The following is a 25,981-nucleotide window of genomic DNA, read 5'->3' as shown; positions in this document are numbered from 1 at the left end:
ATGCCTGATGACCATAGCAAGTTGGTCCCACCCCTTCCCATCCCGAACAGGACCGTGAAACAACTTTGCGCCGATGATAGTGCTGCAACCAGTGTGAAAGTAGGTTATCGTCAGGCTTGTTATTCGAAAAAACCCCTTCCGGTGATCCGGTTGGGGTTTTTTTACGTCCAATGATTTTATGCATGGCATCGATCGCGTGCTAGCTTGAAAGGAATATCTTGTCTGCTGTGCATACACTGGAGCAATTACGCGCTGGCCAACTGGCCGGCCTGCGCCGTCTGACGCTGTCCTGCGGCTTGACGGCATTCCCTCGCGAAATCTTCGACCTCGCCGACAGCCTGGAAATCCTCGACCTGTCCGGCAATGCGCTTGCCACGCTTCCCGACGATTTGCCACGCCTGCACAAGCTGCGCATCATTTTTTGCTCGAACAACCTGTTCACCAGCTTGCCGGCCGTGCTCGGTTCCTGTCCTGCGCTGGAAATGATCGGTTTCAAGGCGAACCGGATACGCCACGTGCCGGCCACAGCCTTGCCATCCAGGCTGCGCTGGCTGACCCTGACCGACAATGCCATCGAAGCCTTGCCGGAGGAGCTGGGCAAGTGCGGACAATTGCAGAAACTCATGCTGGCGGGAAATTGCCTGGACAGCTTGCCCGCTTCGTTGGCGAACTGCCGCCGGCTGGAACTGGTGCGCATCGCCGCCAACCGTTTCACGGCGCTGCCCGACTGTCTGCTGTCCCTGCCACGCCTGGGCTGGCTGGCGTATGCGGGCAATCCCTTCACGGAAGCGCGGGAACTGGCGGCCCTGGCCGGTTCAGCCGCGGCGGGCGTAGCGTGGCAGCGCCTGGTATTGGCGCAGCAGCTGGGCGAGGGGGCATCGGGCGTGATTTACCGTGCCCGCCTGGATGGCGCCGATGAGGTCGCCGTCAAAGTGTTCAAGGGGGCCATGACCAGCGATGGCTTACCGCGCAGTGAAATGGCCGCATGCGTCGGCGCCGGTGCCCATCCGGGCCTGATTCCCATCCTCGGGACGCTCGATGCACATCCGCAAGGAGCGCTGGGACTCGTCATGCCGCTCGTTGACGCGGCCTTCCGCAACCTGGCCGGGCCGCCGAGCCTGGAATCGTGTACGCGCGATGTGTATGCCGATGGCGCGCGCTTTGATTTTCCGCAAACGCTGGCCATTGCGCATGGCATCGCCTCGGCCGTGCGGCAGTTGCATGCGCACGGTATCGTGCACGGCGACCTGTATGCCCACAATATCCTGCATGCGGATGCCGGCGCCTGCCTGCTGGGCGACTTTGGCGCGGCGTCCATGTTTGCGCCGGGCTCGCTGCACGGGGACGTGTTGCAGGGCATAGAGGCGCGCGCCTTTGGCGTGCTGCTGGGCGAACTGATCGCGCATTGTGCGACGCCTTTGCCGGCCCTGCACGTCATGATGGAAGATTGCCTGCAGGAAGAAGCATTGCAGCGGCCCAGCTTTGACGTGATCGAACGGGCCTTGCGGGACATGTTTCCCGCATAAAAAAATGGCGCAGCCTTCGCAGGCTGCGCCATTTTTATTTCAGGCTGGCAAGATTCAGCTTGCCACCAGGATTTCTTTTTCCGGCAGGGCGATCTGGTTGTCGACGCTGAACTGGTAATCCTTGAAGACGTGTTCGGCCGTCAGGATCTGGTATTCGCCGTTGTCGAGCTTATGCGTGGTGTCCTTCAGGCGATAGGTGTAGTGGCCGCAGGTCCAGCAGTTGAAGTTGCGCATGTGGGTGCACAGGCAAGTCTTGTCCATCACGACGACGGTTTTTTGCTCCGGATGGGCAGCCACTTCGCGGTTGTACGAGTTGATGTACGCGCAGTTGCCCGTCGCGTCGAGCAGGTAGCCATACGATTCGCAGCCTGGACGGATGCCGGCGCCGATGGCGGGCGTGTTCTTCAGCATGCGCATCGGGTAACCCGTCGGCGAGACGCCATTGACGATGATGTCTTCTTCCGAGGCCTTGTAGTATTCCTGCTTGACCTTGTTTGGCAAGCCGCATTCCTTGGTGACGGTAAAGCGCGTCGCCACTTGCACGCCAGCCGCGCCCGCTTCCAGGAAGGAAACGGCATCGCTGCCCGTGAAGATGCCGCCAGCGGCGATCAGCGGGATATCCAGCTGTTCGGCCTTCAGGTAGGCCAGCAGTTCCGCCGTGATCGTGTGCAGGTCGTAATTGGCCCAGTCCATGCCGAAGCCCAGATGGCCGCCGGCCAATGGTCCCTCGACGATGATGAAGTCGGGCAAACGGTCCAGCTTGGCGTTCTTGCGCAGGAAAATCTGCAAGGCGCGTACGGACGAGACGATGATGCCCAGCTTGGCATCACGGAAACGCGGATGGTCGGCCATCAAGGCGAACGAACCGAAGTGCAAGCCGGCCGACAGGGTGATGCCGTCGATACCCGCGTCCAGCGCCGCATTCAGTCGCACGCGCAAGGTTTCGCGGGGGCCGTTCATCGTCAGCTTTTCCATGCAATTGACGAAGATCAAGCCATCGCCTTTTTTCGCTTCCATGGTGCGGCCGATATGCAGGCGCTGCGCTTCCGCCAGGCGGCCCAGGTCGAACTGCACCACGGCCTTGTCGCTGTTATTGATGTTGAACTTGTACAGTTTCGTCTTGTCTTTGACGAAGGTGGTGTCGAAACGGCGATCCGACACGTCTTCCACCATGGCATCGGAGATATGCCCGATACCGTTCAGCCGGGCCGCTTCCAGGGCCAGCTCCGACGTGGAAATATCCACACCCATTCCGCCTATCATGATGGGCACATATTCTTTTTTGCCAAATCGCAGGCGGAAATCATCAACACGTTTCATTGCTATCCTTAGACTACCGTGGTTATCACTGAGCCAGATGTACGGTCAAGCCCGCTGCCGGTCAGGCGCGCGGGCGCATGTAGCTGTGCGCAGCTTCAATTCTACCCCAAGCGCGCAGGCGCTCCGAGGCAGCTTGCCGCCATGCCGGTGCAAGCGCAGGCCGCAGCGTGCGCATCATCGAAATTAATCGCGGAAATTGTTAAATTCCAGCGGCATGTCGGGTACATCCTTGCGCAGCATGGCCATGGCCGCCTGCAGGTCGTCGCGCTTGGCGCCCGTGACGCGCACGGCTTCGCCCTGGATGCTCGCTTGCACTTTCATCTTGCTGTCCTTGATGACGCGCACGATTTTCTTGGCATCATCCGATTCGATGCCATTCTTGATCTTGATGATCTGCTTGACCTTGTCGCCGCCGATCTTCTTGATGTCGCCTTCGTCGAGGAAGCGCACATCGACCTTGCGTTTGGTCAATTTGTTGGTCAGCACGTCGCGCACCTGGCTGAGCTGGAATTCCGAGTCCGCGAACGCGGTCAACTCGTTTTCCTTGTGTTCGACGCGGGCGTCGCTGCCCTTGAAGTCGAAGCGGGTCGTAATTTCCTTGTTGGATTGCTCGACTGCATTCTTGACTTCGATCATATCGGCTTCGGAGACTACATCAAATGACGGCATGGTCTGTTCCTTTTCTTGTTAAAGCGAGCGCACGCTCGGTGCGCTGGGCCTTGGCGGCTGATTCTGCGCCATGGGACGGCCCTGTTAAAGATGCGACATTTTAACGGACAACGGGCAAGTCGCCCTTGTCCTGAGGTGGTTTTTTGTCGCTTTCGCTCTATAATCGAGCAAAATTTCCCGATCCCATGTCTGTAGAGCTCACCATCGAACACAATTACTCCCTCCAGCGCCTGAATACCTTCGGCATCGCGGCCAATGCGGCCGCCTATGTACGCATCACCTCGCAGGCCGAATTGCACGCCGCGCTGCAAGATCCCGCCTTGTCCGCCATGCCGCGCCTGATACTGGGCGGCGGCAGCAACATCGTGCTGACGGGCGACTTTCCCGGCGCCGTGCTGCACATGGCCACGCGCGGCATGCGCCTGGCGCAGGCGGATTTCGAGACGATACTCGTCACTGCCGCAGCCGGCGAAAACTGGCACGATTTCGTGCAGTGGACCCTGGCGCAAGGCGTGGGCGGGCTGGAAAACCTGTCCCTGATTCCCGGCACGGTGGGCGCGGCGCCTATCCAGAATATTGGCGCGTATGGCGTTGAAATCAAGGATTATCTGCACAGCGTGAGCGTCATGCACAGTGGCAGCGGCATCGTCTTCGACATGGACCGCGATGCTTGCCGTTTCGCTTACCGCGACAGTATCTTCAAGCAGGCGGACGGCCGCGAACTGATCGTGCTGGAAGTCACGTTTGCCTTGCCGGCCGAGTGGCAGCCGAACTTGCGCTATGCGGAACTGGCGCAGGCCGTGGCCGAGCGCAATATTGCCGAGCCGACCCCCCAACAGGTGGCCGACACGGTGATGGCGATCCGCCGGAGAAAATTGCCGGATCCGGCCGTCATAGGTAATGCGGGCAGCTTCTTCAAGAATCCCGTGGTGTCACGAGAGCAATGTCTTGCCTTGTTGGAACGTTTCCCCACCTTGGTACACCATGCGCAGCCCGATGGCACGGAAAAGCTGGCGGCCGGCTGGCTGATCGATCAGTGCGGCTGGAAGGGGAAAAACCTGGGGCCCGCGGGAGTGTATCCCAAGCAGGCGCTGGTTCTGGTGAATAATGGCGGCGCTCGTGGCGCGGACATTACCCGGCTGGCGGCAGCGATACAGGATGATGTAGAGGCGAAATATGGCGTGCGCCTGTCGCCCGAGCCTGTGTTTGTCTAAATAGTCAATCCGCGCTTGAAAAAATGTTCAGGGCAACGCAGCCATGGACGTTTTTTCTGCATGGATCAGCCGAAGTGGCAGACGTAATCTACGGTTTCGACGGTTTCAATATCAAAATAGCTATTGCCCGGTACCTTGAATTGCGTGCCCGCGCCATAGCTGTTCCATTCCGTCGCGTCGGCCAGGCGTACCTTGCACAGGCCGCCGACGATTTCCATGATTTCCGGCGCGCCCGTGTTGAAGCGCAACGATGACGTGAAAATCACGCCCACGCTTTTCTTCGTGCCATCGGCCAGGATGACGTTGTGCGAGACGCATTTGCCGTCAAAGTAGATATTCGACTTCTTGACGACGCTGACATTGTCCAGTTGTGTGCTCATGCTTCACTTTCCTTGCTGTTAAAAATCAGTCCTGGACGTCAGCCGCGCTCAGCACGCTGTTGCGTCCGCCGCGCTTGGCCGCGTACAGGGCCTGGTCGGCGCGGTTGATCAATTGCTCGACCGTCGAGTCCGGCGAAGGCACGATGGTGGCCACGCCGATCGAGATGGTGACGATACCCGTGCTTGCCGCTGGATTCTCGATCTGCAAGCCTTCCAGGTGGCGCCGGCATGCTTCGGCGATCAGCAACGCGCCGGCCGCTTCCGTTTCCGGCAGGATCAGGGCGAACTCTTCGCCGCCGTAGCGGGCGGCCAGGTCTGCCGGGCGCTTCAAATGTTCCGTCAGCACGGCGGCGACTTTTTTCAGGCACAGGTCGCCCGCCAGGTGGCCGAAGTGGTCGTTATAGCTTTTAAAATGGTCGATATCACAAAACAGCAAGCTCAACGGCGTCTTGTCGCGCTGGCCCCGCTGCCATTCGAATTGCAAGGTTTCATCGAAGCGGCGGCGGTTGGCGATGCCCGTCAAGCCATCGAGGGCGGCCAGTTTCTGTAACTCGATATTGGCATCGGCCAGGTTCTTTTGACTTTCTCGCAGGAAACGAAAAGCCTGGTCGCGCTGCAGGCGGCTGATGTGGGCTGCCGAGTGGTAGCGTATGCGCGCCAGCAGCTCCAGGCGGTCCGGCAGTTTCACCACATAATCGTTGGCGCCGACGGAAAAGCTGTGCGCCTTCAGTTTCGGGTCATCCTTGGCCGACATCACGATCACCGGCACGTGCGCCAGCGCCGCGTTTTCGCGGTACAGCTGGATCAGGGCGAAGCCGTCGATGCCTGGCATTACCAGGTCTTGCAGGATGACGGTCGGTTGCAAACGCAGCGCCGTGTCCAGCGCCTGCGTGGCGTCGGTCACGTAATGAAATTCGATATCCTGCTGGTCGCTGAGCATGCGCCGTACTGCCTCGGCAATGATCAACTGGTCGTCCACCAGCAGCACGCTGACCTTGAATTCGGTCAATGCGGGCTCATGCTGGCTGAAACTGGAGGAGAATTCTGGCATTGCATTCTTTTCAGATGTTAGGGGAGGGCTCCCACCCATTGTTGAGTTTGGCGCCCAGGCGGCTGCGCAGGCTGGCGCCTATTCTATCCAGGGGCAGGATGTGCTGCGCCGCATCGAGTTCGGCCGCCGCGCGCGGCATGCCGTACACGGCACTGCTGGCCTGGTCTTGTGCGATGGTCGTCTTGCCGGCGCGGCGCATGGCCAGCAAGCCATCGCCGCCGTCACGCCCCATGCCTGTGAGCAATACACCGATGGCGTCGCCGCGCCAGTGCTGCGCCACGCAGTTGAAGAAGACATCGACGGACGGGCGGTAAACATACTCGCGTGGTGCTGCATCGTAACCCAAACGATAATTTTGATCTAGCAGCAAGTGATCATTGGTCTTGGCGATCAACACCGTGCCGGACACCAGTTCATCGCCTTCGACGATCACGCGCGCGGGCATGCTGAGCTGGTCATCGAGCCATTTGGCGAAGTGCGAGGCGAAGGTTTCATCGATATGCTGCACCACCACGATGGCGCAACCGGGCGGCGCCGTCCAGCCGGACAGCACCTTGGCCACGGCCGAAGGGCCGCCCGTCGAGGCGCCGATGGCCACCAGCGTGGTGACTTGCCCGTCGGCCCGTTCGCCGCCATTGCCGTTCGCCTGGCGCGGCGGCGGCGTTTCGGCGCTGTGGCGTATCAGCTTGCCGATGGTCTTGATCTTGGCCAGCAGTTCGCTGTCGCCGCCCACTTGTCCCTGCAGCACGGGGGTGGCCGTGACGTCGAGCGCGCCCGCGCCCAGCGCGCGGAAGACCTGGTTGACATTGTCTTGCGGACGTCCCGTGACCACCAGGATGGCGCACGGGCTTTGCTCCATGATCAGGCGCGTCGCCTCGACGCCATCCATCTCCGGCATGTTCAGGTCCATCAGGATCAGGTCGGGACGGTTGCCCTCGCACATGCGCACGGCTTCGAGCCCCGTGCGGGCGATCCACAGCACCTGGTGTTCCTGCGTGCTGGCCACCACGCGGCGCAGGGCCTCGGCGGCCATGGCGACATCGTTGGCAATGGCAATTTTCATGAAGTACAACTCATAAGCGGGCATCTCCTATCAGGTCGGCCACCGCGTCGAGCAAGGTCTCGTCGTGGAAGCTGCCTTTGGTCAGATAATAGTCGGCGCCGGCGGACAGGCCGCGCGCGCGGTCTTCCGGGCGGTCCTTGTACGAAACGATCATCACCGGCAGCTTGTGCAGGTGCAGGTCCTTCTTGATCAGCGAAACCAGTTCGATGCCATCCATGCGCGGCATGTCGACGTCGGTGATCACCAGGTCGTACTCGCCGCTGCGCACGACGTTCCAGCCGTCGATGCCGTCGATGGCCACGTCGACTTCGAAACCGCGCGCCAGCAGCAGCTTGCGCTCCATCTCGCGCACCGTCAGCGAATCGTCGACGACGAGGATGCGCTTGGCGCGGCGCTGCTGCGCATGGCCCGCCTGCGCCAGCTGGTGCAGGCCACCCTCGTGCAGCAGCTTGTCGATCGACAGCAGCAGGTCGGGCACGTCGAGGATCAGCACCGGCTCGCCGTCATCGAGCAGGGCGGCGGCGGAAATGTCGCGCATCTTGCCGAAGATCGGATCGATGGCCTGCACCGCCAGGCTTTGCTCGCCGCGGATGGCGTCGACCACCAGGGCATAGCTTTGCTTGCCGCGCCCGATCACCACCACCGGCAAGTCCTCGGCCTGGTTCGCCGCTTCGCCCAGTTCCAGCACCTGCGCCGCCGAGACCAGGCCCAGATGCTCGCCCTTGAGTTCGAAGAACTGCTTGTTTTCCAGGGTATGGATGGCCGCTTGCGGCACGCGCACCACGCTTTCCACCTTGACGATGGGGATGGCATAGGCTTCGCCCTGGATATCGATCACCAGCGCGCGCACGATCGATTGCGTCAGCGGCAGGGTGATGAGGGCGCGGAAACCCCGGCCCGGCTCCGATTCCAGGCGCACCGTGCCGTTTTGCTGGCGTATCGTCTCGTGCACGATGTCCAGGCCCACGCCGCGTCCGGACAATTGATTGGCCGTCGCCTTCAGGCTGAAGGCGGGCAGGAACAGAAATTCCAGCAGCTCGCCCGGCGACAGCGCGGCGGCCATGGCGGGGCTGGCCATCTTGCGCTCGATGACGGACTGGCGGATCTTTTCCAGGTCGACGCCGCGCCCGTCGTCGCTGATTTCGATGCTCAGCATGCCGGCGCGGTGGCGCGCTTCCATGCGTATCGTGCCCAGCGCTTCCTTGCCCGCGTCGATGCGCTCGTACGGGCCTTCCATGCCATGGTCGATGGCATTGCGCAGCATGTGGTTCAGCGGGCTTTCGATCTTCGCCAGGATGTCGCGGTCGACCAAGGTGTCTTCGCCTTCGATCTCCAGCTGCACTTCCTTGCCCAGGCTGCGCGCCAGGTCGCGCACCATGCGCGGGAAGGCGTGGATGCCGTCGCGGAAAGGGCGCATGCGCAGCGCCAGCACTTCGTCGACCATGCCTTGCGAGACGGCCAGCAGGCGCCGCTCATAGGTTTCGATGTCGGCGATGTGCTCGAGCATGAACTGCTTCAGGGGCTGCGTCTTTTGCAGCGCCAGCAGGGATTTTTCCATCAGGCCCGCGTCGCCCGAGCGGGCAATGGCTTCGTGCAAATGCTCGATGGCGGAAAACAGGCTGCTCTGGTTGCGCTTGAAGCGCTGCAAGGCACCGATGAACGGGTGCATCTGGTGCGCATTGATGCGCGATTCGCTGGCCAGCGACAGCAGCTTGTCGAAATTCTGCGCCTGGGCCTTGGCCGGTGCGGCACCTGTACGCGGCGCGGGCGCGGCAGCTTCTGTCGCTTCCGCTTCCGCGTCCTCTCCCGCCAGGCCGCTGGCCACGGGAGCCTGTGGCGCCACCGCTGCCGGCGCTGGCACGGGCGCCGGCGCCGGGGGCAGGGCCGGCAATTCGGGCAGGTCGGCGATGCCGGCGATGGCGTTCAGGGTCTGGTCGATCTGCGCCGCATTGGCGGCCAGCCACGCTTCGGCGCCTGCGTCGTCCAGGCGCGACAGCTGCACGATCAGGTCGACGCCCGACAGCAGCACGTCGACCCGCTCCGGCGTGAGTTTCAGGCGGCCGTGCTGGGCGGCGACAAAGCTGTCTTCCATGCCGTGCGCCAGCTGCACCACCACTTGCAGGCCGACGATGGCGGCGGCGCCCTTGATCGAGTGCGCCGCGCGCATCATCGCTTCGACGGCGGCCGCATCGCCCGCATGGCGCTCCATGGCCAGCAAGCCGTCGGTGAGAATCTGGGTCTGGCTGTCCGCCTCCATGCGGAACAGGTCCAGCATGGAAAAGGCACTCAGGTCGCCGTGCTGGTCCTGGCTCATCGTAATAGTCTCGCAAGTTGAAAGCCGATCAGCGCCGTGTCGAGGCAGCCGATGCGCATGTCGCCCTCGGTGATGACGCCGGACAGATAGCGCGACAGGCCCTTGTTGATGGTGGCCGCCGGCGCTTGCACGGTGCTCGACGCATAGCGCACGATGCCGTGCAGGTCGGCCACGGGCAGCGCGTAAGCCTGCTCTTCCCAGCGCATCAGCAGCAGGCGCGCAAAGGTGTGGCGGCCGCGGGCCGCCGGCGCGCCCTGTTCGTCGATGCCCAGCAAGTGTGCCAGCGACATGCACGGATACAGCTTGCCGCCGATATTGACGATGCCCGCCAGGCCGCGCCCGCCGCGGTGCGGCAGCACGTGCGGCTTGGCCTGCGGCGCCACGGAGTCGAACACGCGCGTGGGCAGCGCCAGCCATTCGCGGCCGATGCGAAATACCAGCGCCGAGCTGTCGCGCACTTCGCCGCCCGCATCGATCTGGCGGAAGTGGCTGGCCCAGTCGCGCTGGTAGTGTTCATCCACGGGCCGCTGCAGGTTGCGCTGGGCGGCGCCCGCATACACGTCGCAGTTACGGCAATGCACGTTGGCCGGCAGCCTGGGGCAGCTCTGGTCGCCGACTACGCCGATATGGTTCCAGCAGTCGTCGATGGCGTCGGGGGACTCGGTGGCGATGAGGTTGGTCATGCTTGCCCCTTAGTTGGACGCCTGGCGGCGCTGGTAGATGCGCGCCGCGCGCGCCTTCAGGGTGGCGGCAGCCGTGTGGTTGCCATTGCGTTCGGCCAGCAGCGACAGGTGGCACAGCGCCTCGTAATGGTCGGGCTGCAGGTAGATGCAGCGGCGCCAGTAATCGTCGGCCAGGTCCATCTTGCCGGCCAGTTCATTGATGATGCCCAGCATGAAATACGCTTCCGCCGCCTCGGGCACGCGCGCCAGGTGGGCGTGGCATTTTTCGCCCGCTTCGCGCAACTGGCCACGGTCGGCCAGCAGGCGCGCCTCGGCCAGCAAATCGGCTTGCGCGGTTGGCGCGGCCAGCGCCGGCGATGGCACGGACACGGGGCGCGTGCGCGGCGCTGTGCCGGCGGCAGGGGCGGCTGCGGCGGCGCGCCTTGGCGCGGGCGGCACGCTGCGCAGGGGGCGCGCGGCCGGCAGCGGCGCCACTTGCACGGGGCTGGCCGGCGCCGCCGTTTCCTTCTTCAGGGCGAAGGCCTGGCGGAACTGCAGCGGCGCAAAGCCGTTCTGGCAGAACGACGGCACTTCCGCATAGCCGGCCAGCAGCATGCCGTCGTCGGCCAGCAGGGCGGACAGGTTGTGGATGGCCGCGCGCGTGGTCGGCTTGTCGAAGTAAATCAAGAGGTTGCGGCAGAAGATGACGTCGTAATGGCGGCTGTAGGTGGCGGTGTCGAATTGCAGCAGATTGCCCTGCCTGAAGGTGACTTGCTCGCGCAAGGAGTCGATGATGCGGTAGGCGTCGTCGGCCACGTGCGTGAAATAGCGCTCGCGGAAGGCCACGTCCTGCGCGCGGAAGGCATTGCGGCCGTACACGCCGGCCTGTGCCCGCTCGATGCAGCCGGGGCTCAGGTCATACGCGTCGATGCTGAACGCCTGTTTCGGCACGCCGCCGTCGCGCAGCGCCATGGCCATCGAATACGGTTCCTCGCCGCCCGCGCACGGGATCGACAGGATGCGCGTGGCGCGCCCCCGCGCCCAGCGTTCCTGCACCAGTTCGACGGTGGCGTAGAACGCCTGCGGGTCGCGGAACAGCCACGATTCCGGCACCACCACCAGCTCGATCAATTGCGTCATTTCGGCCGGCGTGAGCGCTTGCAGGTAGGCTTCGCTATCGCTGAAGCCCGTTTGCTCCATGCGCTGGCCGACGGCCCGCTCGGCCACGGCTTTGGAGACGGACAGTCCGGTCGCGCGGCGCAGCAGGGCTTGGGCCGTCATGCCGCGCCCGCGTCTTGAAACAGCAGCGCGCGCACGTCCGGCGGCAGCAGGTGTTCGAGTTCCACCAGCTGCACGATGCCGTCGGTGTCGCTGGCCACCTGGCCCAGGAACGGCGCCGTGGCCACGCCGCTATCCTCGAGCTGGTCCGCCGCGATGTCGGCGATGCCGCGCACCTGCGTGGCCAGCAAGCCCAGCGCATGCGTGGCGCCGCCAGGCGCGCGGTAGTCGACGATGACGATGCGCGTGTCGAATTGCGCGGCGGCGGCAGGCAGCCCGGCCAGGCGCGACAGGTCGATCACGGGCACGGGCGTGCCGTGCAAGTCCATCAGGCCGGCCACGTAGTCTGGCGTGAGCGGCAACTGTTTCAGCTCCAGCAGCGGCAGGACGCGCACGATGCCGGCCAGGGGCAGGCCATAGCGGTCGCGTCCGATGTGAAAGAGCAGCACTTTCATGGGATCAGATGGTGACGGCGAAGGTCGACACGCTCGACTGCAGGTCGCCCGCCGCATATTGCAGCTGGTGCACCGCTTCGCTGGTGGCCTTCAGCGATTCCACCGTCTGTTGCGTGGCGTCGTTGAGCTGCATCATGGTGTCGGAAATTTGCGACGCGCCGATCGCCTGCGACTGCATGCCTTGCAGCACGGCATCAAATTGCGGCGTGAGTTTTTGCACTTGATCCATCACGGACGACAATTGTTCCGCCACTTGCCGCACTTCGCCCACGCTGCGGCGAATTTCTTCCGAGAATTTATCCATGCCCATCACGCTGGCGGACACGGCCGACTGCATTTCCTTGAGCATTTGCTCGATATCCCACGTGGAGACGGACGTCTGGTCGGCCAGGCGGCGGATTTCCGTCGCCACGACGGAAAAGCCGCGGCCCGCTTCGCCCGCTTTTTCCGCCTCGATGGCGGCGTTCAGCGACAGGATGTTGGTCTGGTCGGCCACTTTCGTGATGGTGATCAGTACGCTATTGATATTGCTGGCTTTTTCCGACAGGGCCGCCAGCTTGGCGTTGATGGAATCGGTGGCCGAGACCATGTGCTGCATGGTCGAATCCATGCGCTTGAGGTTGTTTTGCGCTTCGGCCGTGGCATTCGTCGTGTAGTCGGCCACGGCGGTGGCGTCTTCCATGGTTTTCAGCAACTGGCTCGTGTTGGCCGAGATTTCCTTGGTGGTGCTGAGAATTTCCACGCTGGTTTGCGCTTGCTCAATACCCGTGGCTTCCTGCTGGCGCGCCGAGGCGGCGATTTCCGTGGCGGAGGTCGTGACCTGGATGCCGGCCTTTTGCACATTGTTGAGCAGGCTGCGCAGGTTTTCAAACATCTTCGCCAGGCCGTTGCCCAGCTGGCCGATGGCGTCGTTGCCCGTGATGCCGACCTTGCCCGTCAGGTCGCCCGAGGCCGCCTTCGACACCACTTCCAGCAGGGAATCGACCTTGGCGCGCAGGCTATTCGTGGCGGCCAGTTCATTGGCCTGGTTGTCCTGGATGGTTTGCGCCATGCGGTTGAACTCTTCCGTCACCTTGCCCAGCTCGTCGCGCGAGATGATGGCGGCGCGTGCGCCTTGCTCGCCGCCGGCGATGCGCCCGACGGCGTCCGTCAGGCTGTTCAGCGGACCGAGGATGGCCTTGGCCAGGACGAAGGAAATGCCCAGCGCCAGCACCACGCACAGCACGCCGCCCAGCGCCAAGGTCAGCAGCATGGTTTCCTGCAGGCGACTTGACGTGGCCGTGCGCTCGGCCAGCAAGCGGTTTTCTTCGGCGGCGGCTTCGTCGAGCAGTTTGTTGGCCTGCACGATGCCGGGCGAGCCGGCCGGCGGAAGCAGGCGCGCCACCGTTTCCGTGGCGCCCGGCGCATTGCCCAGCGCGCGGCGTTTCTCGATCAGGGGGGTGATCCACTCCTTGACCCAGGTGCTGCTCAGCTGGTCGATCTTGCGGAAGCGTTCCGATTGCACCTTGTTGTCCACCGTCATGCTGATGGCTTTTTGCGTGTGCTGGCTCAGCACCCCTGTTTCATCGGTTTCCGGCGTCAGCGAAGCTTCGTTGCCGGTCAGGATGAAACCGCGCGCTTCCACCTGGATTTGCAGGATGGAATTGTGAATCTTGTCGATCTCGACCAGCACTTCCATCGTGTGCCGGTCCCATGCATTGGCTTCCGACAGCCGCGAAAAGCTGTTGTAGGCCACGCCCAGCAAGATCAGGATGATGGCCACGATGGAGCCGAAGCCCAGGTACAGTTTATTCTTGATACTCAGGTCTTTGAACATGGGAGGGCTCCGGAAGCGGGAAGGTCAGCACAATTGCACTGTAGCATTTTGCCATGAGGACAGCAAAATGGGGGCGATCTGGGTACGCGCGGGGTGGTAAATCGCTGCCGAGTGCGTTTCAAACGTAAAAAAGCCGCCCGGAGGCGGCTTTTGGCGGGCGCGGGAGGTAGTACCTCCCAGTAACTAATTACTTCTGGCCGCGCTTTTCGCGGGCGATGGCGGCGATGCGCATGCGCAAGGCGTTCAGCTTGATGAAGCCGCCGGCGTCGGCCTGGTTGTAGGCGCCGCCGTCTTCGTCGAAGGTGGCGATGTTCATGTCGAACAGCGAATCCGTTTTCGAATCGCGCGACACGACGATGACATTGCCCTTGTACAGCTTGATGCGTACCCAGCCGTTCACGGTTTCCTGCGTGTGGTCGATCAGGGTTTGCAGGGCAACGCGCTCGGGCGCCCACCAGTAGCCGTTGTAGATCATCGACGCGTAGCGCGGCATCAGGTCATCTTTCAGATGGGCAACTTCGCGGTCCAGCGTGATCGATTCGATGGCGCGGTGGGCTTTCAGCATGATAGTGCCGCCCGGGGTTTCATAGCAGCCGCGCGACTTCATGCCGACGTAGCGGTTTTCCACCAGGTCCAGGCGTCCCACGCCATGCTTGCCGCCAACCTTGTTCAGTTCGGCCAGCACGGTGGCAGGCGACATGCGCACGCCGTTGATGGCGACGATATCGCCTTTTTCGTATTCGATGTCCAGGTATTCCGCTTCGTCCGGCGCTTTTTCAGGGCTGACGGTCCAGCGCCACATGGTTTCTTCCGCTTCGGCGCTCGGGTTTTCCAGGTGGCGGCCTTCAAAGCTGATGTGCAGCAAGTTGGCATCCATCGAGTACGGCGCGCCGCCGTTCTTGTGCTTCATGTCGATTTCGATGCCGGCGTCTTCCGCGTACTTCAGCAGTTTTTCGCGCGACAGCAGATCCCACTCGCGCCATGGGGCGATGATTTTCACGCCTGGCTTCAGCGCGTAGGCGCCCAGCTCGAAACGCACCTGGTCGTTGCCCTTGCCGGTCGCGCCGTGCGAGATGGCGTCGGCGCCGGTGGCGTTGGCGATTTCGATCAGGCGCTTGGCGATCAGCGGACGGGCGATCGAGGTGCCCAGCAGGTATTCGCCTTCATACACGGTGTTGGCGCGGAACATCGGGAAGACGAAATCGCGCACGAATTCTTCGCGGACATCTTCGATATGGATGTTTTCCGGCTTGATGCCGAACTTGATGGCCTTGGCACGCGCCGGTTCCAGTTCTTCGCCCTGGCCCAGGTCGGCCGTGAAAGTGACGATTTCGCACTGGTAGTTATCTTGCAGCCATTTCAGGATGACGGAGGTGTCGAGTCCGCCGGAATAGGCCAGGACTACTTTTTTAATGTCGCTCATATTGCTTCCAGTTGTCGTTGTCGATGTATGTATTGCGATGCTGCCAGGAGCTATGCAGTGCCTGGCGAATTAGTTGATTTTACCGAGTAACAGGTATTCGATCAGCGCTTTTTGCACGTGCAAGCGGTTTTCCGCCTCGTCCCACACCACCGATTGCGGGCCGTCGATCACTTCGGCGGCCACTTCCTCGCCGCGGTGGGCGGGCAGGCAGTGCATGAACAGGGCGTCGGGCGCGGCGCGGGCCATCTTCGCGCCATCGACGATCCAGCCGTCGAAGGCGGCGATGCGGGCCGCGTTTTCCGCTTCGTAACCCATGCTGGTCCACACGTCCGTGTTGACCAGGTGCGCGCCTTCGCAGGCGTCCGATGGATTGGCGAAGAAGGTGTAGCGCTCGGTCTTGACTTGCGCCAGGTCAATGTCGTAACCCTTCGGCGTCGACACGTTCACATGGAAGCCGAACACTTCGGCCGCTTGCAGCCACGAGTACAGCATGTTGTTGGCGTCGCCGATCCAGGCGACCACCTTGCCGGCGATCGAGCCGCGGTGTTCGATGTAGGTGAAGATGTCGGCAAAGACCTGGCACGGGTGGTGTTCATTGGTCAGGCCATTGATCACCGGCACGCGCGAATTGCCGGCGAAGCGCTCGATGATTTCCTGGCCGAACGTGCGCACCATGATGATGTCGCACATGCGCGACATGACCTGGCCCGCGTCTTCCACCGGCTCGCCGCGGCCCAGCTGGGAATCGCGCGTGTTCAGGTAGATGGCGGCGCCGCCCAGCTGGTGCATGCCGGCTTCGAACGACAGGCGCGTGCGGGTCGAGTTCTTTTCAAAGACCATCACCAGGGTGCGGTCGATCAGTGGATGGTAGATTTCGTAGTTCTTGAACTTGCGCTTGATCAGATGGGCGCGTTCGATCACATATTCGTACTCTTCCAACGTGAAATCGGAGAACTGGAGGTAGTGCTTGATCGGTTTTTTTGTCGACATAATGACCACTTGAAGATGCGCAGGCCGCCGGCGGCGTGCCTTTCCCGCCGGGTTGCATCAGCGTACAACATCTCGTCTGATGACTGCCTCGCCCGGCGCGCTGCTGTGTTGATCGGTGCCAGCGCGACGCCTGTCGCGCGGTACGATGCGGTTTGCCAAGTTGAAAATAATGCAATGGCAAGTACTTCAGCCGTTCAATTATAAGGGTTTTGCTTTTAGATTGGAAAGACTGCCCGGGCGCGTACTTGTATAGGCAAGCCTGCGCCCGGGCAACGGGGCGGTGGATTAATAGATGCTGGCGGGCGCGGCGCCGTCCAGCTGGGGCGCCACCAGCGGCAAGTCCAGGGTGAAGCGCGTGCCGGCGGGACTGCTGGCCACCTGGATGGTACCGCCCAGCAGGGCCGTGACGATGTTGTAGCTGATCGACAAACCCAGGCCGCTGCCGCCCTGGCCCAGCTTGGTAGTAAAGAAGGGGTCGAAGATGCGCGACAAATGCTGTTCCGCGATGCCGCCGCCATTGTCTTCGAAGACGATCCGCACGCGCGTCGCGTCCGCCGTGGCGGACAGGCGCATGCAGCCCGTGCCGACGCCGCCATCGTTGGGCGCGGGGGCGAAGGCGTGCAGCAGGGCATTGTTGATCAGATTGGTGACCACCTGGCCGAACGGGCCGGGATAGCTGTCCATGGCGATGCCGAAGGCTATCTCCATTTCGATGCGGTGGCCCGAACTGCGGATGCGGTTCATGACGGTGGCGATGATTTCATTGCTGACTTGTTGCAAGTCAAAGCGGCGCCGCTGCTCGGTGGTGCGGTCGACGGCCACCTGCTTGAAGCTGTTGACCAGGTCGGCCGCGCTGCGCAAGCCGCGCATCACCAGCGCCGACGCCTTGCCCGCATCGTCGATGAAGGCAGCCAGGTCAGAGCGGCGCAGGCCGGGACCGTTCATCAGGCGTTCCACGTCTTCCGTCTTTTGCTGCATGGTGCTGGCGATCAACAGACTGTTGCCGATCGGGGTATTCAGTTCATGCGCCACGCCGGCCATCAGCGAACCGAGGGCGGCCAGTTTTTCCTGCGATACCAGTTGCGCCTGTGCATCTTGCAATTGCCGGTAGGCGCTGGCGTTGTCGAGCGCGATGGCGCCATACGCGCACAGGGTGCGGAAGATCAGCCGCTCGCGTTCGCCATATGCGTTGGCGTGGCAGGCCTGCACCGTCATCACGCCGAGCACGCGCTCGCCCACCATCAGCGGCACGTACAGCACGCTCTGGTTATGCAGGGTGCCGGGCACGGTGTAGGCGTGGCGGCGCGGCGGCACCTGGTCGATATACACTTCGCGCCGGCCCAGCAGGCAGCGCACGGAGTAGGCGCGTGGATTGCTCAGTGGAATGGCGTTGTCGGACAGGGGCCGGCCCGCTTCCATGCCATGCGCGCGGCGCAGCGCCGTGCCTGCGGCGTCGAGCATGTAGACGGCGAAGGTGTTGACTGGCAGCAAGGCATGCACGTGGCGGTCGAGCACCTGGAACACGGCGCTGGCGTCGAGGTGGGTGGTGATTTCCTGGCCGATGGCCGACAGCCTTTCCAGGGTGTCGCTGGTCTGTTGCAGCACTTCGGCGCGGCGCGCTTCGGAAGCGGCCAGTTCGCGGTGGTGATAGCCTTCCGAGCGCGCATGTTCCGTCTGGTGGTAGACCTGCATGGCGGTGGCGCGGTTGCTCGCTTGCTGGGTGTGGCTTTTTTCGCGCGCCATGCCCGCATCGAGGGCGATATCGTAGGCGCGCGCATAGTCGCCCGCATGCGCGTATTCGCGCGCCAGCGCATCGAGCAGCTCGCCGGGCGGCGAATAGCCTTCGATGGAAGCGGCCACCTGCAGCGCCTGGTGCAGGAAATGCAGGGCGGGATTGCGTTCCAGCATGTCTGCGGGCGTCGGCAACTCATGGCGCGCATGCAACATCGACAAGACGCGCAGCGCCGCCACCTGGTGCATGGCGTCGCCCTGCGCGGTGGCCAGCTGGCAAGCCCGCTCGGCCGCCTGCAGCGCCTCGTCCGGGCGGTCCAGGTAGGATAGCGCGTGGGCGCTGCCGCGCTGCGCCATGCTGCGGAAATCGGCCTGGCCCAGCGCTTCGGCGCGCTGCGCTAGCCGGCTGAAGGCGTCGAGCGCCGTGTCGTAGTCGCCCTTGTCCAGGCTCAGTTCGCCCAGGTGGAACAGGGCGTTGGCATAGGTGCGCGCGCCAGCCACGGGGGCCAGGATGAGCAGCGCCTGGCGCAGCAAGTCTTCTGCCGCGGCCAGGCGGCCCAGCTTGCGCATGGTTTCGGCCGTATGCGTCTGGCAGGCGCCGATGCTGCGCGGCCAGCCGGTGGGGCGCGCCAGGTCCAGCGCGCACTGCATCCACTCCAGGGCCGATTCGTTGTCGTTGAGGCTGGCGAAACAGTCGCCGATATTGATGGCGGCCGTGATGGCGCCGCGCAACTGGCCGCTTTCCAGCGCCGCCTCGTAGCTTTGCATGTAGTGGCCGGCGGCCGCGCCCAGGTCGCGCGAGGTGTGCGCCAACAAGCCGCGGAAGTCATGCACCCAGGCGGCCAGCGGCGCGGGCAGCTTGCCGCTGGCGCTGTCGGCCTGGAAATGGCTGCCCCAGCGCGCCTGTGCGGCTGGCGCATCGCGCAGCACGGCCCAGCGCGCCGTGGCCGCGTCGGCCAGGCTGGCGCGCATCGCATCGCCGGCGCCGCGCGCTTGTTCGGCCGCGGCCAGCAGTTCCGCATCGCAGCGGGCATGGTCGCCCCGGTCGACGGCAATCGAGGACAACAGCCAGTGGGCGTCGGCGCAGGCGGCGCCGTCGCCATGCGCGCACAGGATAGCGTGCGCGGCCATGGCCAGGCTTTCCGCCGTATCGAGCGCACCTTGCAGCCATGCAACCTCTGCCTGCACCAGTTGCAGGCGCGCCTGCGCCTGGTCCAGTGCGGCCGGTTCCAGGCCCGCCAGCGGCAGCAGCAGATAAGCTTCCTCGCTCAGCTGAGTTGCTCGAAGGCAATCGCGCTGGCGCAAATGCCAGGACAGCAACAACAGCAGCGGTACGCGCCCGGCGCCGCGCAACGGCAGCAATGCGTTTTCCCACTGCGCTACGTCATGTTCGAGCGCGAACATTTCCATTCAAGCATTCTCCCCGCAAACAGTGGCGCCAACCTGCGACCGCACAGGCCATCTTGATGGCATTGTAAGCTGCATTGCGGGGAATTGTTCAGTGCGCCAGCCAGAATTATTCATCGTGCATGGCGGCATAGGCGGGGGCGATTTGCCCTCGGCGTTCGATGGGGGGGGGGCAGGCGCCTAGCGCGACACCACGCGGATGCCGCCGTTGCTGGCGCTGCGCATGTCGGCGCTCACATGCAAGCCGGGCAGGAGCTGGGCGTCATCGATCGTCACATGCTCGCGCTCGCCATCGTTGCTGAAGACGAAGGTCGCGCCCTTTTTGCTGACAAACTGGCCGGGACCGGTGGGATAGATTTGCACGCTGGCCTTTTTCTGCCATTCGCGGTCATCGATCAGGCGGCCAAAGAAATGGTTTTCCTGCTGGTGGATTTCCAGGCGTTGCCCGTTTGACAGGCGGTATTGCTGTTCGATGGCAAAGGCTTCCTGGGCCGTGACGTGATAGGCGGCGCCGGAGGTGACACGCACGCTGTCGGTGCTTTGCGGGGCAATGGCCGTCTGGGCCTGGGCGGTGCCGCCGGCCAGGGCGAAGAGGGCGGCGAGAAGGGGGAGGACGCGTTTGGTATGCATGACATTCACCTTCGATCAGGATGGCTGGTTTGATTGGAGTTAGATCGTGTGGTCGCTGGCAGGTTTCCGGCAGGGACTGGTGTCAAGTTAACAAACGCGGCCTTGCATCGCCAGCGGCAAGCGATGGAAGGCCGCTTTTACGCGCTGAAATGCATAAAACGGCGGATGAACAGTTTTGGGATTAAACGTGGAAAGCGAACTCGGCGGCAAAATTAAATTTTGCCAGCCCAGGTTTTCTGTCTCTATTTTTGCGTTGCGGCGGGCGTTTAATACAGCGTTTGCGCCGATTCGTGCAGCAGCTGGCCGTACAGGGTATGGCGCATCTTGGCGATCTTGCCTTCAGACAAGGCTTGCAGGATGGCGCATTGCGGTTCGATCAGGTGGCGGCAGTTATAGAACTTGCAACCGCCCAGGTAGGGCTGGAATTCGCGGAAGGCCCGCTCCAGCATGCCCTCGGACAAGTGGTACAGGCCGAATTCCTGGAAGCCGGGCGAATCGATGATGGAACTGTTTGCGCCCAGCTCGTCGAGCTTGTACAGGCGCGTAAAGGTCGTCGTGTGCTTGCCCGTGTCGAGCGCGGCCGAGATTTCGCGCACGGCGATGTCCGCGTCCGGCACCAGCAGGTTGATCAATGACGACTTGCCCATGCCCGACTGGCCGATGAGGATCGACGACTGCCCCGCCAGCAGGGGCGCCAGGGTGGCCACTGCGTGCTCCGGTTCGGCGCGCGCCGACACTTCATCGACGGGATAGCCCATCGAGGAATACGGCAGCAGGCGTTCGCGGGCGCGCTCCAGCGAGGCGGTCACGTCCGTCTTGTTGAGGATGATGCGCGCCTCGATGCCGGCCGCGTCGGCCGCCACCAGCGAGCGCGAGATCAGGTCGTCGGCAAAGCCCGGTTCCGTCGCCACGACGATGAACAGCTGCGTCAGGTTGGCGGCCAGCAACTTCGATTTGTACTGGTCCGAGCGGTACAGCAGGGTCTTGCGTTCCTCGATGCGGTCGATGACGGCCTGGTCGTTGGAGGTGCGCGTCAGGTGCACGATGTCGCCCACGGCCACATTGGTTTTCTTGCCGCGCGTTACGCATTGCAGCTTGGCGCCGTCCACGTCGGCCAGGTAATGGCGGCCGTGGGCGGCGATGATGATGCCCGTCAACTTGCTTTCGCTCATGGGGCCACCTGGCTGCTCTGGTAGATGAGGTCGGCCTTGGCGGCGCAGATGAAGTCGTTTTCGGACAGGCCGCCGGCGCCATGGTTGACCGAGTGCGTGTCGTAGCGCACGGCGCAGGTTTTGTAAGTAATGATGAGCTCCGGATGGTGGTCTTGCGTATGGGTCATATAGGCCAGGGCGTTCACGAACGCCAGGGTCTGGTAGTAATTCTTGAAGCCGAAGTCGCGGCACAGCTTGCCATTTTGCAAGCTCCATTGCGGCAGCAGGGCGTGCAGGGTAGCAATGTCCGTGTCGCCCAGCGCCTGCTGGCGCGGCGCGCAGGACAGTTGGGCCAGGTCTTGCGAAGTCGATGGCGTATTCATGTCGTAGCCCCTTTCAGGTGGCGGATGCGCACGCTGGCCGGCGGGTGGCTATCGTAGAAGGCCGAGTGCAGCGGGTCGGGCGTCAGGGTCGACGCATTGTCTTCATACATTTTCACGAGCGCCGAGACCAGGTCGTCCGCCTGCGTGTGCGTGGCGGCAAAGGCGTCCGCTTCGAATTCATGCTTGCGCGAGCTGAGCGAGGTCAACGGTCCCAGCAGGAAAGTGAAGACGGGCAAGGCCAGCATGAACAGCAGCAGCGCCAGCGCATCCGTCGGCTGGCCCGTCAGGGCCAGCGCGACCGGGTCGACGCCCAGGCCCGCGTAAAACCATGGCTGCGTCTTGAGGAAGCCCAGCAGCGCCAAAAAGCCCAGCGAAATGACGAACATCATGGCGATGCGCTTGACGATGTGCTTGAGCTTGAAGTGGCCCAGTTCATGCGCCAGCACGGCTTCGATTTCCTGCGGCGCCAGGCGCGACAGCAAGGTATCGAAGAAAACGATGCGCTTGTTGGCGCCAAAGCCCGAGAAATACGCATTGCCGTGGGCGCTGCGCTTCGAGCCATCCATGACGAACAAGCCTTTCGAGGCGAAGCCGACGCGCTGCATCAAGCCTTCAATGCGGCTTTTCAGCGCTTCGTCGGCCAGCGGCGTGAATTTGTTGAACAGGGGCGCGATGACGGTGGGAAACAGCACCATCATCAGCAACTGGAAGCCGCTCCAGACGAACCACGCGTACAGCCACCACAGGCCACCCGACTTGGCCATCAGGGTCAGCACGACCCAGATCAGCGGCAGGCCGATGACGGCGCCCAGGCCCACGCCCTTGAGCATGTCCGTGAAGAACAGCTTGCGCGCCATGGTGTTGAAGCCGAAACGTTGTTCCAGCACAAACTGGCGGTAATAATCGAAGGGCAGGTCGATCAAGCCGGAAATGGCGGCAAAGGCGGCGATCAGGCCGATCTGGTACAGCATGGGCGAGCCAGAGCCCATCCATTCATTCAGGTGCAGCGCCAGCCATTGCAGGCCGCCCAGCAAGGTAAAACCGATCAGCACGGCATAGTTGACCAGCAAGGTCAGCAAGCCGAACTTGGTCTTCGCCACCGTGTAGTCGGCCGCCTTCTGGTGCGCGGCCAGCGGGATCTTTTCCGCAAATTCGGCGGGCACGGCGGCGCGGTGGGCCAGCACGTGGCGAATCTGCCGCGAAGCGAGCCAGAAGCGCACGGCCAGGGTCAAAACGAGGACGGATACAAACAAAATCGAAAACGCGAGTGAATACATTCTGTGCCTGTGAGAAAATGGCTGATTATTTAGTTTGATTAGGCCAAGAGAGAATTATGTCACAAGCGACCGACTTAACTGCATCCACCCCCGCACCGATTGTTCCGGCACGTCCCAATGAGATGAATCTGGTCTGGGTCGACATGGAAATGACGGGCCTGGAGCCCGATACCGACCGCATCATCGAGGTGGCGGTGGTGGTGACGGACATGCACTTGAACCTGCTGGCCGAAGGCCCCGTGTTTGTGATTCATCAATCGGATGAAACCCTGAACAAGATGGATGCCTGGAACAAGGGCACGCACGGCCGCTCGGGCCTGATCGACAAGGTCAAGGCGTCGACCGTGACGGAAGCGCAGGCGGAAGCGGAATTGATCGCGTTCCTGAAAAAATACGTGCCAGCTGGCAAGTCGCCCATGTGCGGCAACACCATCGGCCAGGACCGCCGCTTCATGGTGCGCGGCATGCCGAAGCTGGAAGCGTTCTTCCACTATCGCAATGTTGACGTATCGACATTGAAAGAGCTGTGCAAGCGCTGGAAGCCGGAAATCGCCACCGGTTTCAAGAAGCACCAGAAGCACACGGCACTGGCCGATATCCTCGAGTCGATCGAAGAGCTGAAGTACTACCGCGAAAATTTCATCAAGTTATAACTTTTCGCATGTTCCAAAGGCGAGGGCGGACCAAGCGCCATCCTCGCCTTGCCATTCCAGCGCAAACGGTCCCGTTTGCCGCAAGCCCGTGATCCACACTGTCTCGCCAGGTTCGCGGAAATATGCCGCGCACTGGCCGAACGGCTGCTCCAGCCGGCACAGCACCAATCCTTCGCCCGCCACGGCGCACCATTGCTCATTGATGTCGATCAAGGCCACGGCCGGGTCGCCATAGAACTCGCCCAGGCTGGCTTGTCGGCCATCGGCCGCCGTCACCTTGGCGTGTTCATATTCATGCTGGACAATAAATCGGGCGCTGCGCGCCAGTTCCGTGCTCGTCATGCTGTCTCCACTGTGGGCCAGACGGTTTCCTGGTCGGCGCGCGCCTCGGCGATCAGCCATTCGCAGAACGCGTGCACGAGGGGCCGCGTTTCCGCCTGGGGCGAGCGCAGCAGGTAATAGCAGTGGGGGCCGCGCACGGCGTGCTCGAACACGCGCACCAGGCGGCCCGAGCGCAAATCGTCGCCGATCAGGGGGCTGGCGGCGATGGCCACGCCCTGGCCGCTGGCGGCCGCGTCCAGGCATAGATACGTGTGCGAAAAGCGCGCGCCGCTGTTGCCGCTATTGCCGCTGTAATGCACGCCGCAGCTGTGCAGCCAGCGCGTCCAGTCGATTTCGCCGGGCAGGTGCACTTCCGGTTCGTCGTGCAGCAGCGGGTAGCGCAACAGGTCGGCGGGCTGGCGCAAGCTGGCCGCGTTGGCGCGGAAATCGGGGCTGCAGACGGCGGAAAACCATTCTTCCATCAATAAATCCACTTTCAGGCCCGGATAGCGGCCCGGACCCAGGCGGATGGCCACGTCCACGCCATCGCGCGCCAGGTCGACCGGGTGCATCGAGGCCAGCACGCGCAGTTCGATCTGCGGATAGCGGTCGCGCAGGCGGCCCAGGCGCGGCATCAGCCAGCGCGAGACGAGCGAACTGGTGGCCGTCACCGTCACCACCTTGTCGTCGCCCTGGCGCCGCGCCTGCTCGGAGACGTCGGCCAGCTGGTTGAGGATCGGCCCCAGCGAAGCCGCATAGCGCTGCCCGGCGCTGGTGAGCACCACGCCGCGCGGCATGCGCTGGAACAGCACGATGCCCAGCCACGCTTCCAGCTGTTTTACGTGGTGGCCGATGGCGCCGGCCGAGACGTGCAATTCTTCGCCCGCGCGTTGGAAGCCTTCATGGCGGGCAGCCGCCTCGAAGGCGTGCAGGGCGGCGAGCGGGGGCAAGGGACGTGACATGGCACTCTTCAAGTGAATTGAGCCTCAGTAATATTCGGCCTATCCGTGAAGAATATTGGTTTGTTTCATTTTGCGCAAGCGAATATGATGCCGTCTATGCGTGAAGTGACCCGCAATAGGATTCACGCATGCATTTCACGCACGCATCACCTTCCAGCCTTGCTTGGCATTAATATTTACAACGCCTGGGAAAACCGTCGCGAGCGGCAGTGATTTGTGGCTGAGAAGCGCAACCGTACTTCAGTACGGTGAGCATCGCAGGCCGCAAAGCGCGACGCGCAGCAGGTTTGCCCTGGCGTACTCAAAGAGGTTTAGTCATGTCTGATCGCCGCGCTGTTGCGCTGGTGTTGCTGTCGGCCGCCGGTTTCGGCAGTTCCGCAGTGTTTGCCAAGGCGGCGTATGCGTCCGGGGTCAACCCGTCGACCATGCTGGCCTTGCGTTTCGTTATCGCCGCCATGCTGTTGCTGCCGCTCGTGTGGCTGGGCGGCTGGCGCTTGCCGCGCGGCCGCCTGCTGGCCGGCTACATGCTGATGGGCTTGATGTACACGGCCCAGTCGCAAGGCTATTTCAATGCCCTCATGTATGCCAGCAGCGGCCTGTGCGGCATGTTGCTGTATGTGTATCCCGTGCTGGTGACGATCCTGGCGCTGGCGCTGGGCTGGGAAAAGCTGGACCGCCGCATGCTGGTGCTGATGGCGCTGGCGATTGCCGGCATGGCCATCACCCTGGGCGGCAAGCTGCAGGGCCAGCCCATCGGCATCGCCCTGGCCTTGATGGCCGCCGGCGTGTACGCCGTGTACATTCTGTTTGGCAACAGCCTGTCGAAAAGCCGCGAGAATATCCACCCATTGGCCGCTTGCGTGGTGATCCTGGGAACGGCGGGCCTGTCGAACAGCGCGATTGCCTTGTGGCAAGGCGTGTCCTTGCCGGGCACGGCGACGGGCTGGCTGGCCGTCAGCGCCATCGCCCTGTTCTCGACGGCCATCGCGATTGCCGCCTTCTTTGCCGGCGTGGCGCAAATCGGCGCGGCCAAGGCATCCATCATTTCCACGTTCGAACCCGTCATCACGATGGCGTTCGGCGTGACCCTGCTGAAGGAATCCGTCAGCGGCACGCAATTGCTGGGCGGCGCCATGGTGCTGGCCGCCGTGGTATTGCTGGCGCAGCGCCCGGCGGCGAAACCGGCATCCATGCCGGCGGTACAGGCCAGCGCCTGAGTTCAACGCTGATATTTTCTCAACACTGATCAGTCGTATCGATCGGTCTCCTTTGCGCTGCGACGGGTTTCCTGTCGCGGCGCTTTTT

Annotated in this window: 23 protein-coding genes and 1 rRNA gene; 5 read left to right on the top strand and 19 right to left on the bottom strand. The window is 63.0% G+C overall.

Translation table 11 applies throughout. From position 1 onward, the window contains the following. Positions 1 to 3 precede the first annotated feature (3 nt). Positions 4 to 116, top strand: a 5S ribosomal RNA gene (gene rrf, locus O3298_RS20425). A gap of 111 nt (positions 117 to 227) precedes the next feature. After that, positions 228 to 1,526 carry a leucine-rich repeat-containing protein kinase family protein gene (locus O3298_RS20420; RefSeq protein ID WP_305060403.1) on the top strand — a complete coding sequence of 433 codons (1,299 nt, stop codon included), beginning with the start codon at positions 228 to 230 and terminating at the stop codon, positions 1,524 to 1,526. 54 nt (positions 1,527 to 1,580) lie between these two features. Here the strand turns inward: O3298_RS20420 and O3298_RS20415 are convergent, their stop codons facing one another. Next, positions 1,581 to 2,846: a nitronate monooxygenase gene (locus O3298_RS20415; RefSeq protein WP_070277935.1), complete on the bottom strand. Its 1,266-nt coding sequence runs from the start codon at positions 2,844 to 2,846 to the stop codon at positions 1,581 to 1,583. A 183-nt stretch (positions 2,847 to 3,029) separates the two neighbouring features. Further along, a complete protein-coding gene (locus O3298_RS20410) occupies positions 3,030 to 3,515 on the bottom strand; it encodes a YajQ family cyclic di-GMP-binding protein (protein WP_034759416.1) in 486 nt (161 codons plus the stop codon). Between the two features lie 185 nt (positions 3,516 to 3,700). Here O3298_RS20410 and murB point away from each other — a divergent pair, with 185 nt between their 5' ends. Further along, positions 3,701 to 4,729, top strand: coding sequence for a UDP-N-acetylmuramate dehydrogenase (gene murB, locus O3298_RS20405; RefSeq protein ID WP_305060383.1), 1,029 nt, complete (start codon positions 3,701 to 3,703; stop codon positions 4,727 to 4,729). A gap of 65 nt (positions 4,730 to 4,794) precedes the next feature. Here murB and O3298_RS20400 read toward each other — a convergent pair whose 3' ends face one another. The 15 genes from O3298_RS20400 to O3298_RS20330 all read right to left on the bottom strand — a co-directional run bounded on the left by O3298_RS20400 (position 4,795) and on the right by O3298_RS20330 (position 22,740). Continuing rightward, the gene (locus O3298_RS20400; protein ID WP_099665025.1) at positions 4,795 to 5,109 is read right to left on the bottom strand and encodes a pyrimidine/purine nucleoside phosphorylase; all 315 of its coding nucleotides are present in this window, start codon (positions 5,107 to 5,109) and stop codon (positions 4,795 to 4,797) included. A gap of 25 nt (positions 5,110 to 5,134) precedes the next feature. Then, positions 5,135 to 6,160: a diguanylate cyclase gene (locus O3298_RS20395; RefSeq protein WP_099665024.1), complete on the bottom strand. Its 1,026-nt coding sequence runs from the start codon at positions 6,158 to 6,160 to the stop codon at positions 5,135 to 5,137. 10 nt (positions 6,161 to 6,170) lie between these two features. Then, positions 6,171 to 7,223 carry a chemotaxis-specific protein-glutamate methyltransferase CheB gene (gene cheB, locus O3298_RS20390; RefSeq protein WP_099668186.1) on the bottom strand — a complete coding sequence of 351 codons (1,053 nt, stop codon included), beginning with the start codon at positions 7,221 to 7,223 and terminating at the stop codon, positions 6,171 to 6,173. A gap of 10 nt (positions 7,224 to 7,233) precedes the next feature. Then, positions 7,234 to 9,537 (bottom strand): hybrid sensor histidine kinase/response regulator, encoded by a 2,304-nt coding sequence (locus O3298_RS20385; RefSeq protein ID WP_305058054.1) that lies wholly within the window; start codon positions 9,535 to 9,537, stop codon positions 7,234 to 7,236. Further along, a complete protein-coding gene (locus tag O3298_RS20380) occupies positions 9,534 to 10,220 on the bottom strand; it encodes a chemotaxis protein CheW (RefSeq protein ID WP_099665022.1) in 687 nt (228 codons plus the stop codon). Before O3298_RS20380 ends, O3298_RS20385 begins: the two co-directional genes overlap by 4 nt. A 9-nt stretch (positions 10,221 to 10,229) precedes the next feature. Then, a complete protein-coding gene (locus tag O3298_RS20375; RefSeq protein WP_305060382.1) occupies positions 10,230 to 11,480 on the bottom strand; it encodes a protein-glutamate O-methyltransferase CheR in 1,251 nt (416 codons plus the stop codon). Further along, the gene (locus tag O3298_RS20370; RefSeq protein WP_305060381.1) at positions 11,477 to 11,932 is read right to left on the bottom strand and encodes a chemotaxis protein CheW; all 456 of its coding nucleotides are present in this window, start codon (positions 11,930 to 11,932) and stop codon (positions 11,477 to 11,479) included. Before O3298_RS20370 ends, O3298_RS20375 begins: the two co-directional genes overlap by 4 nt. A gap of 4 nt (positions 11,933 to 11,936) precedes the next feature. Further along, entirely contained in the window at positions 11,937 to 13,748 is a 1,812-nt protein-coding gene (locus O3298_RS20365; RefSeq protein ID WP_099665019.1) for a methyl-accepting chemotaxis protein, read from the bottom strand. A 187-nt stretch (positions 13,749 to 13,935) separates the two neighbouring features. Then, complete coding sequence (locus O3298_RS20360) at positions 13,936 to 15,171, bottom strand: argininosuccinate synthase (protein WP_034759383.1); 1,236 nt, start codon at positions 15,169 to 15,171, stop codon at positions 13,936 to 13,938. Between the two features lie 69 nt (positions 15,172 to 15,240). Further along, a complete protein-coding gene (argF, locus tag O3298_RS20355) occupies positions 15,241 to 16,161 on the bottom strand; it encodes an ornithine carbamoyltransferase (protein WP_305060380.1) in 921 nt (306 codons plus the stop codon). A 285-nt stretch (positions 16,162 to 16,446) separates the two neighbouring features. After that, positions 16,447 to 19,302, bottom strand: coding sequence for an ATP-binding protein (locus tag O3298_RS20350; protein WP_305060379.1), 2,856 nt, complete (start codon positions 19,300 to 19,302; stop codon positions 16,447 to 16,449). A 177-nt stretch (positions 19,303 to 19,479) separates the two neighbouring features. Further along, entirely contained in the window at positions 19,480 to 19,929 is a 450-nt protein-coding gene (locus O3298_RS20345; RefSeq protein ID WP_289918873.1) for a hypothetical protein, read from the bottom strand. 266 nt (positions 19,930 to 20,195) lie between these two features. Continuing rightward, positions 20,196 to 21,101: a ribosome small subunit-dependent GTPase A gene (gene rsgA / locus O3298_RS20340; RefSeq protein ID WP_289899344.1), complete on the bottom strand. Its 906-nt coding sequence runs from the start codon at positions 21,099 to 21,101 to the stop codon at positions 20,196 to 20,198. Next, positions 21,098 to 21,463, bottom strand: a complete 366-nt coding sequence (locus tag O3298_RS20335) for a 4a-hydroxytetrahydrobiopterin dehydratase (protein ID WP_305060378.1) — start codon at positions 21,461 to 21,463, stop codon at positions 21,098 to 21,100. Before O3298_RS20335 ends, rsgA begins: the two co-directional genes overlap by 4 nt. Beyond that, positions 21,460 to 22,740 (bottom strand): M48 family metallopeptidase, encoded by a 1,281-nt coding sequence (locus O3298_RS20330; RefSeq protein ID WP_289918874.1) that lies wholly within the window; start codon positions 22,738 to 22,740, stop codon positions 21,460 to 21,462. The genes O3298_RS20335 and O3298_RS20330 overlap by 4 nt, the downstream gene beginning before the upstream one ends. Positions 22,741 to 22,796: 56 nt before the next feature. On the opposite strand from O3298_RS20330, the gene orn reads away from it, so the two are divergent. Further along, entirely contained in the window at positions 22,797 to 23,393 is a 597-nt protein-coding gene (orn, locus tag O3298_RS20325) for an oligoribonuclease (RefSeq protein WP_180278604.1), read from the top strand. Here the strand turns inward: orn and O3298_RS20320 are convergent. Both O3298_RS20320 and gcvA read right to left on the bottom strand, forming a co-directional pair. After that, positions 23,388 to 23,735, bottom strand: a complete 348-nt coding sequence (locus O3298_RS20320; protein ID WP_305060377.1) for a hypothetical protein — start codon at positions 23,733 to 23,735, stop codon at positions 23,388 to 23,390. The genes orn and O3298_RS20320 overlap by 6 nt on opposite strands. Then, positions 23,732 to 24,676, bottom strand: coding sequence for a transcriptional regulator GcvA (gcvA, locus tag O3298_RS20315; RefSeq protein WP_099665012.1), 945 nt, complete (start codon positions 24,674 to 24,676; stop codon positions 23,732 to 23,734). The genes O3298_RS20320 and gcvA overlap by 4 nt, the downstream gene beginning before the upstream one ends. Before the next feature lie 317 nt (positions 24,677 to 24,993). On the opposite strand from gcvA, the gene O3298_RS20310 reads away from it, so the two are divergent. Then, positions 24,994 to 25,893 (top strand): DMT family transporter, encoded by a 900-nt coding sequence (locus O3298_RS20310; RefSeq protein WP_099665011.1) that lies wholly within the window; start codon positions 24,994 to 24,996, stop codon positions 25,891 to 25,893. Positions 25,894 to 25,981 lie beyond the last annotated feature (88 nt).

The organism is Janthinobacterium sp. SUN137 (assembly GCF_030587265.1).
GTDB lineage: Bacteria > Pseudomonadota > Gammaproteobacteria > Burkholderiales > Burkholderiaceae_D > Janthinobacterium > Janthinobacterium kumbetense.
This window is presented reverse-complemented; position numbering and strand designations above follow the sequence as displayed.

Excerpts from the sequence above, each read along its gene's own strand:
- O3298_RS20385 (WP_305058054.1), bottom strand. The coding sequence starts at position 9,537 with ATGAGCCAGGACCAGCACGGCGACCTGAGTGCCTTTTCCATGCTGGAC.
- O3298_RS20360 (WP_034759383.1), bottom strand. The coding sequence starts at position 15,171 with ATGAGCGACATTAAAAAAGTAGTCCTGGCCTATTCCGGCGGACTCGAC.
- rsgA (WP_289899344.1), bottom strand. The coding sequence starts at position 21,101 with ATGAGCGAAAGCAAGTTGACGGGCATCATCATCGCCGCCCACGGCCGC.
- O3298_RS20375 (WP_305060382.1), bottom strand. The coding sequence starts at position 11,480 with ATGACGGCCCAAGCCCTGCTGCGCCGCGCGACCGGACTGTCCGTCTCC.
- O3298_RS20350 (WP_305060379.1), bottom strand. The coding sequence starts at position 19,302 with ATGGAAATGTTCGCGCTCGAACATGACGTAGCGCAGTGGGAAAACGCA.
- gcvA (WP_099665012.1), bottom strand. The coding sequence starts at position 24,676 with ATGTCACGTCCCTTGCCCCCGCTCGCCGCCCTGCACGCCTTCGAGGCG.
- O3298_RS20410 (WP_034759416.1), bottom strand. The coding sequence starts at position 3,515 with ATGCCGTCATTTGATGTAGTCTCCGAAGCCGATATGATCGAAGTCAAG.
- O3298_RS20400 (WP_099665025.1), bottom strand. The coding sequence starts at position 5,109 with ATGAGCACACAACTGGACAATGTCAGCGTCGTCAAGAAGTCGAATATC.
- O3298_RS20395 (WP_099665024.1), bottom strand. The coding sequence starts at position 6,160 with ATGCCAGAATTCTCCTCCAGTTTCAGCCAGCATGAGCCCGCATTGACC.
- O3298_RS20335 (WP_305060378.1), bottom strand. The coding sequence starts at position 21,463 with ATGAATACGCCATCGACTTCGCAAGACCTGGCCCAACTGTCCTGCGCG.
- O3298_RS20370 (WP_305060381.1), bottom strand. The coding sequence starts at position 11,932 with ATGAAAGTGCTGCTCTTTCACATCGGACGCGACCGCTATGGCCTGCCC.
- orn (WP_180278604.1), top strand. The coding sequence starts at position 22,797 with ATGTCACAAGCGACCGACTTAACTGCATCCACCCCCGCACCGATTGTT.
- O3298_RS20310 (WP_099665011.1), top strand. The coding sequence starts at position 24,994 with ATGTCTGATCGCCGCGCTGTTGCGCTGGTGTTGCTGTCGGCCGCCGGT.
- argF (WP_305060380.1), bottom strand. The coding sequence starts at position 16,161 with ATGTCGACAAAAAAACCGATCAAGCACTACCTCCAGTTCTCCGATTTC.
- O3298_RS20330 (WP_289918874.1), bottom strand. The coding sequence starts at position 22,740 with ATGTATTCACTCGCGTTTTCGATTTTGTTTGTATCCGTCCTCGTTTTG.
- cheB (WP_099668186.1), bottom strand. The coding sequence starts at position 7,223 with ATGAAAATTGCCATTGCCAACGATGTCGCCATGGCCGCCGAGGCCCTG.
- O3298_RS20345 (WP_289918873.1), bottom strand. The coding sequence starts at position 19,929 with ATGCATACCAAACGCGTCCTCCCCCTTCTCGCCGCCCTCTTCGCCCTG.
- O3298_RS20365 (WP_099665019.1), bottom strand. The coding sequence starts at position 13,748 with ATGTTCAAAGACCTGAGTATCAAGAATAAACTGTACCTGGGCTTCGGC.
- O3298_RS20380 (WP_099665022.1), bottom strand. The coding sequence starts at position 10,220 with ATGACCAACCTCATCGCCACCGAGTCCCCCGACGCCATCGACGACTGC.
- O3298_RS20415 (WP_070277935.1), bottom strand. The coding sequence starts at position 2,846 with ATGAAACGTGTTGATGATTTCCGCCTGCGATTTGGCAAAAAAGAATAT.
- O3298_RS20320 (WP_305060377.1), bottom strand. The coding sequence starts at position 23,735 with ATGACGAGCACGGAACTGGCGCGCAGCGCCCGATTTATTGTCCAGCAT.
- murB (WP_305060383.1), top strand. The coding sequence starts at position 3,701 with ATGTCTGTAGAGCTCACCATCGAACACAATTACTCCCTCCAGCGCCTG.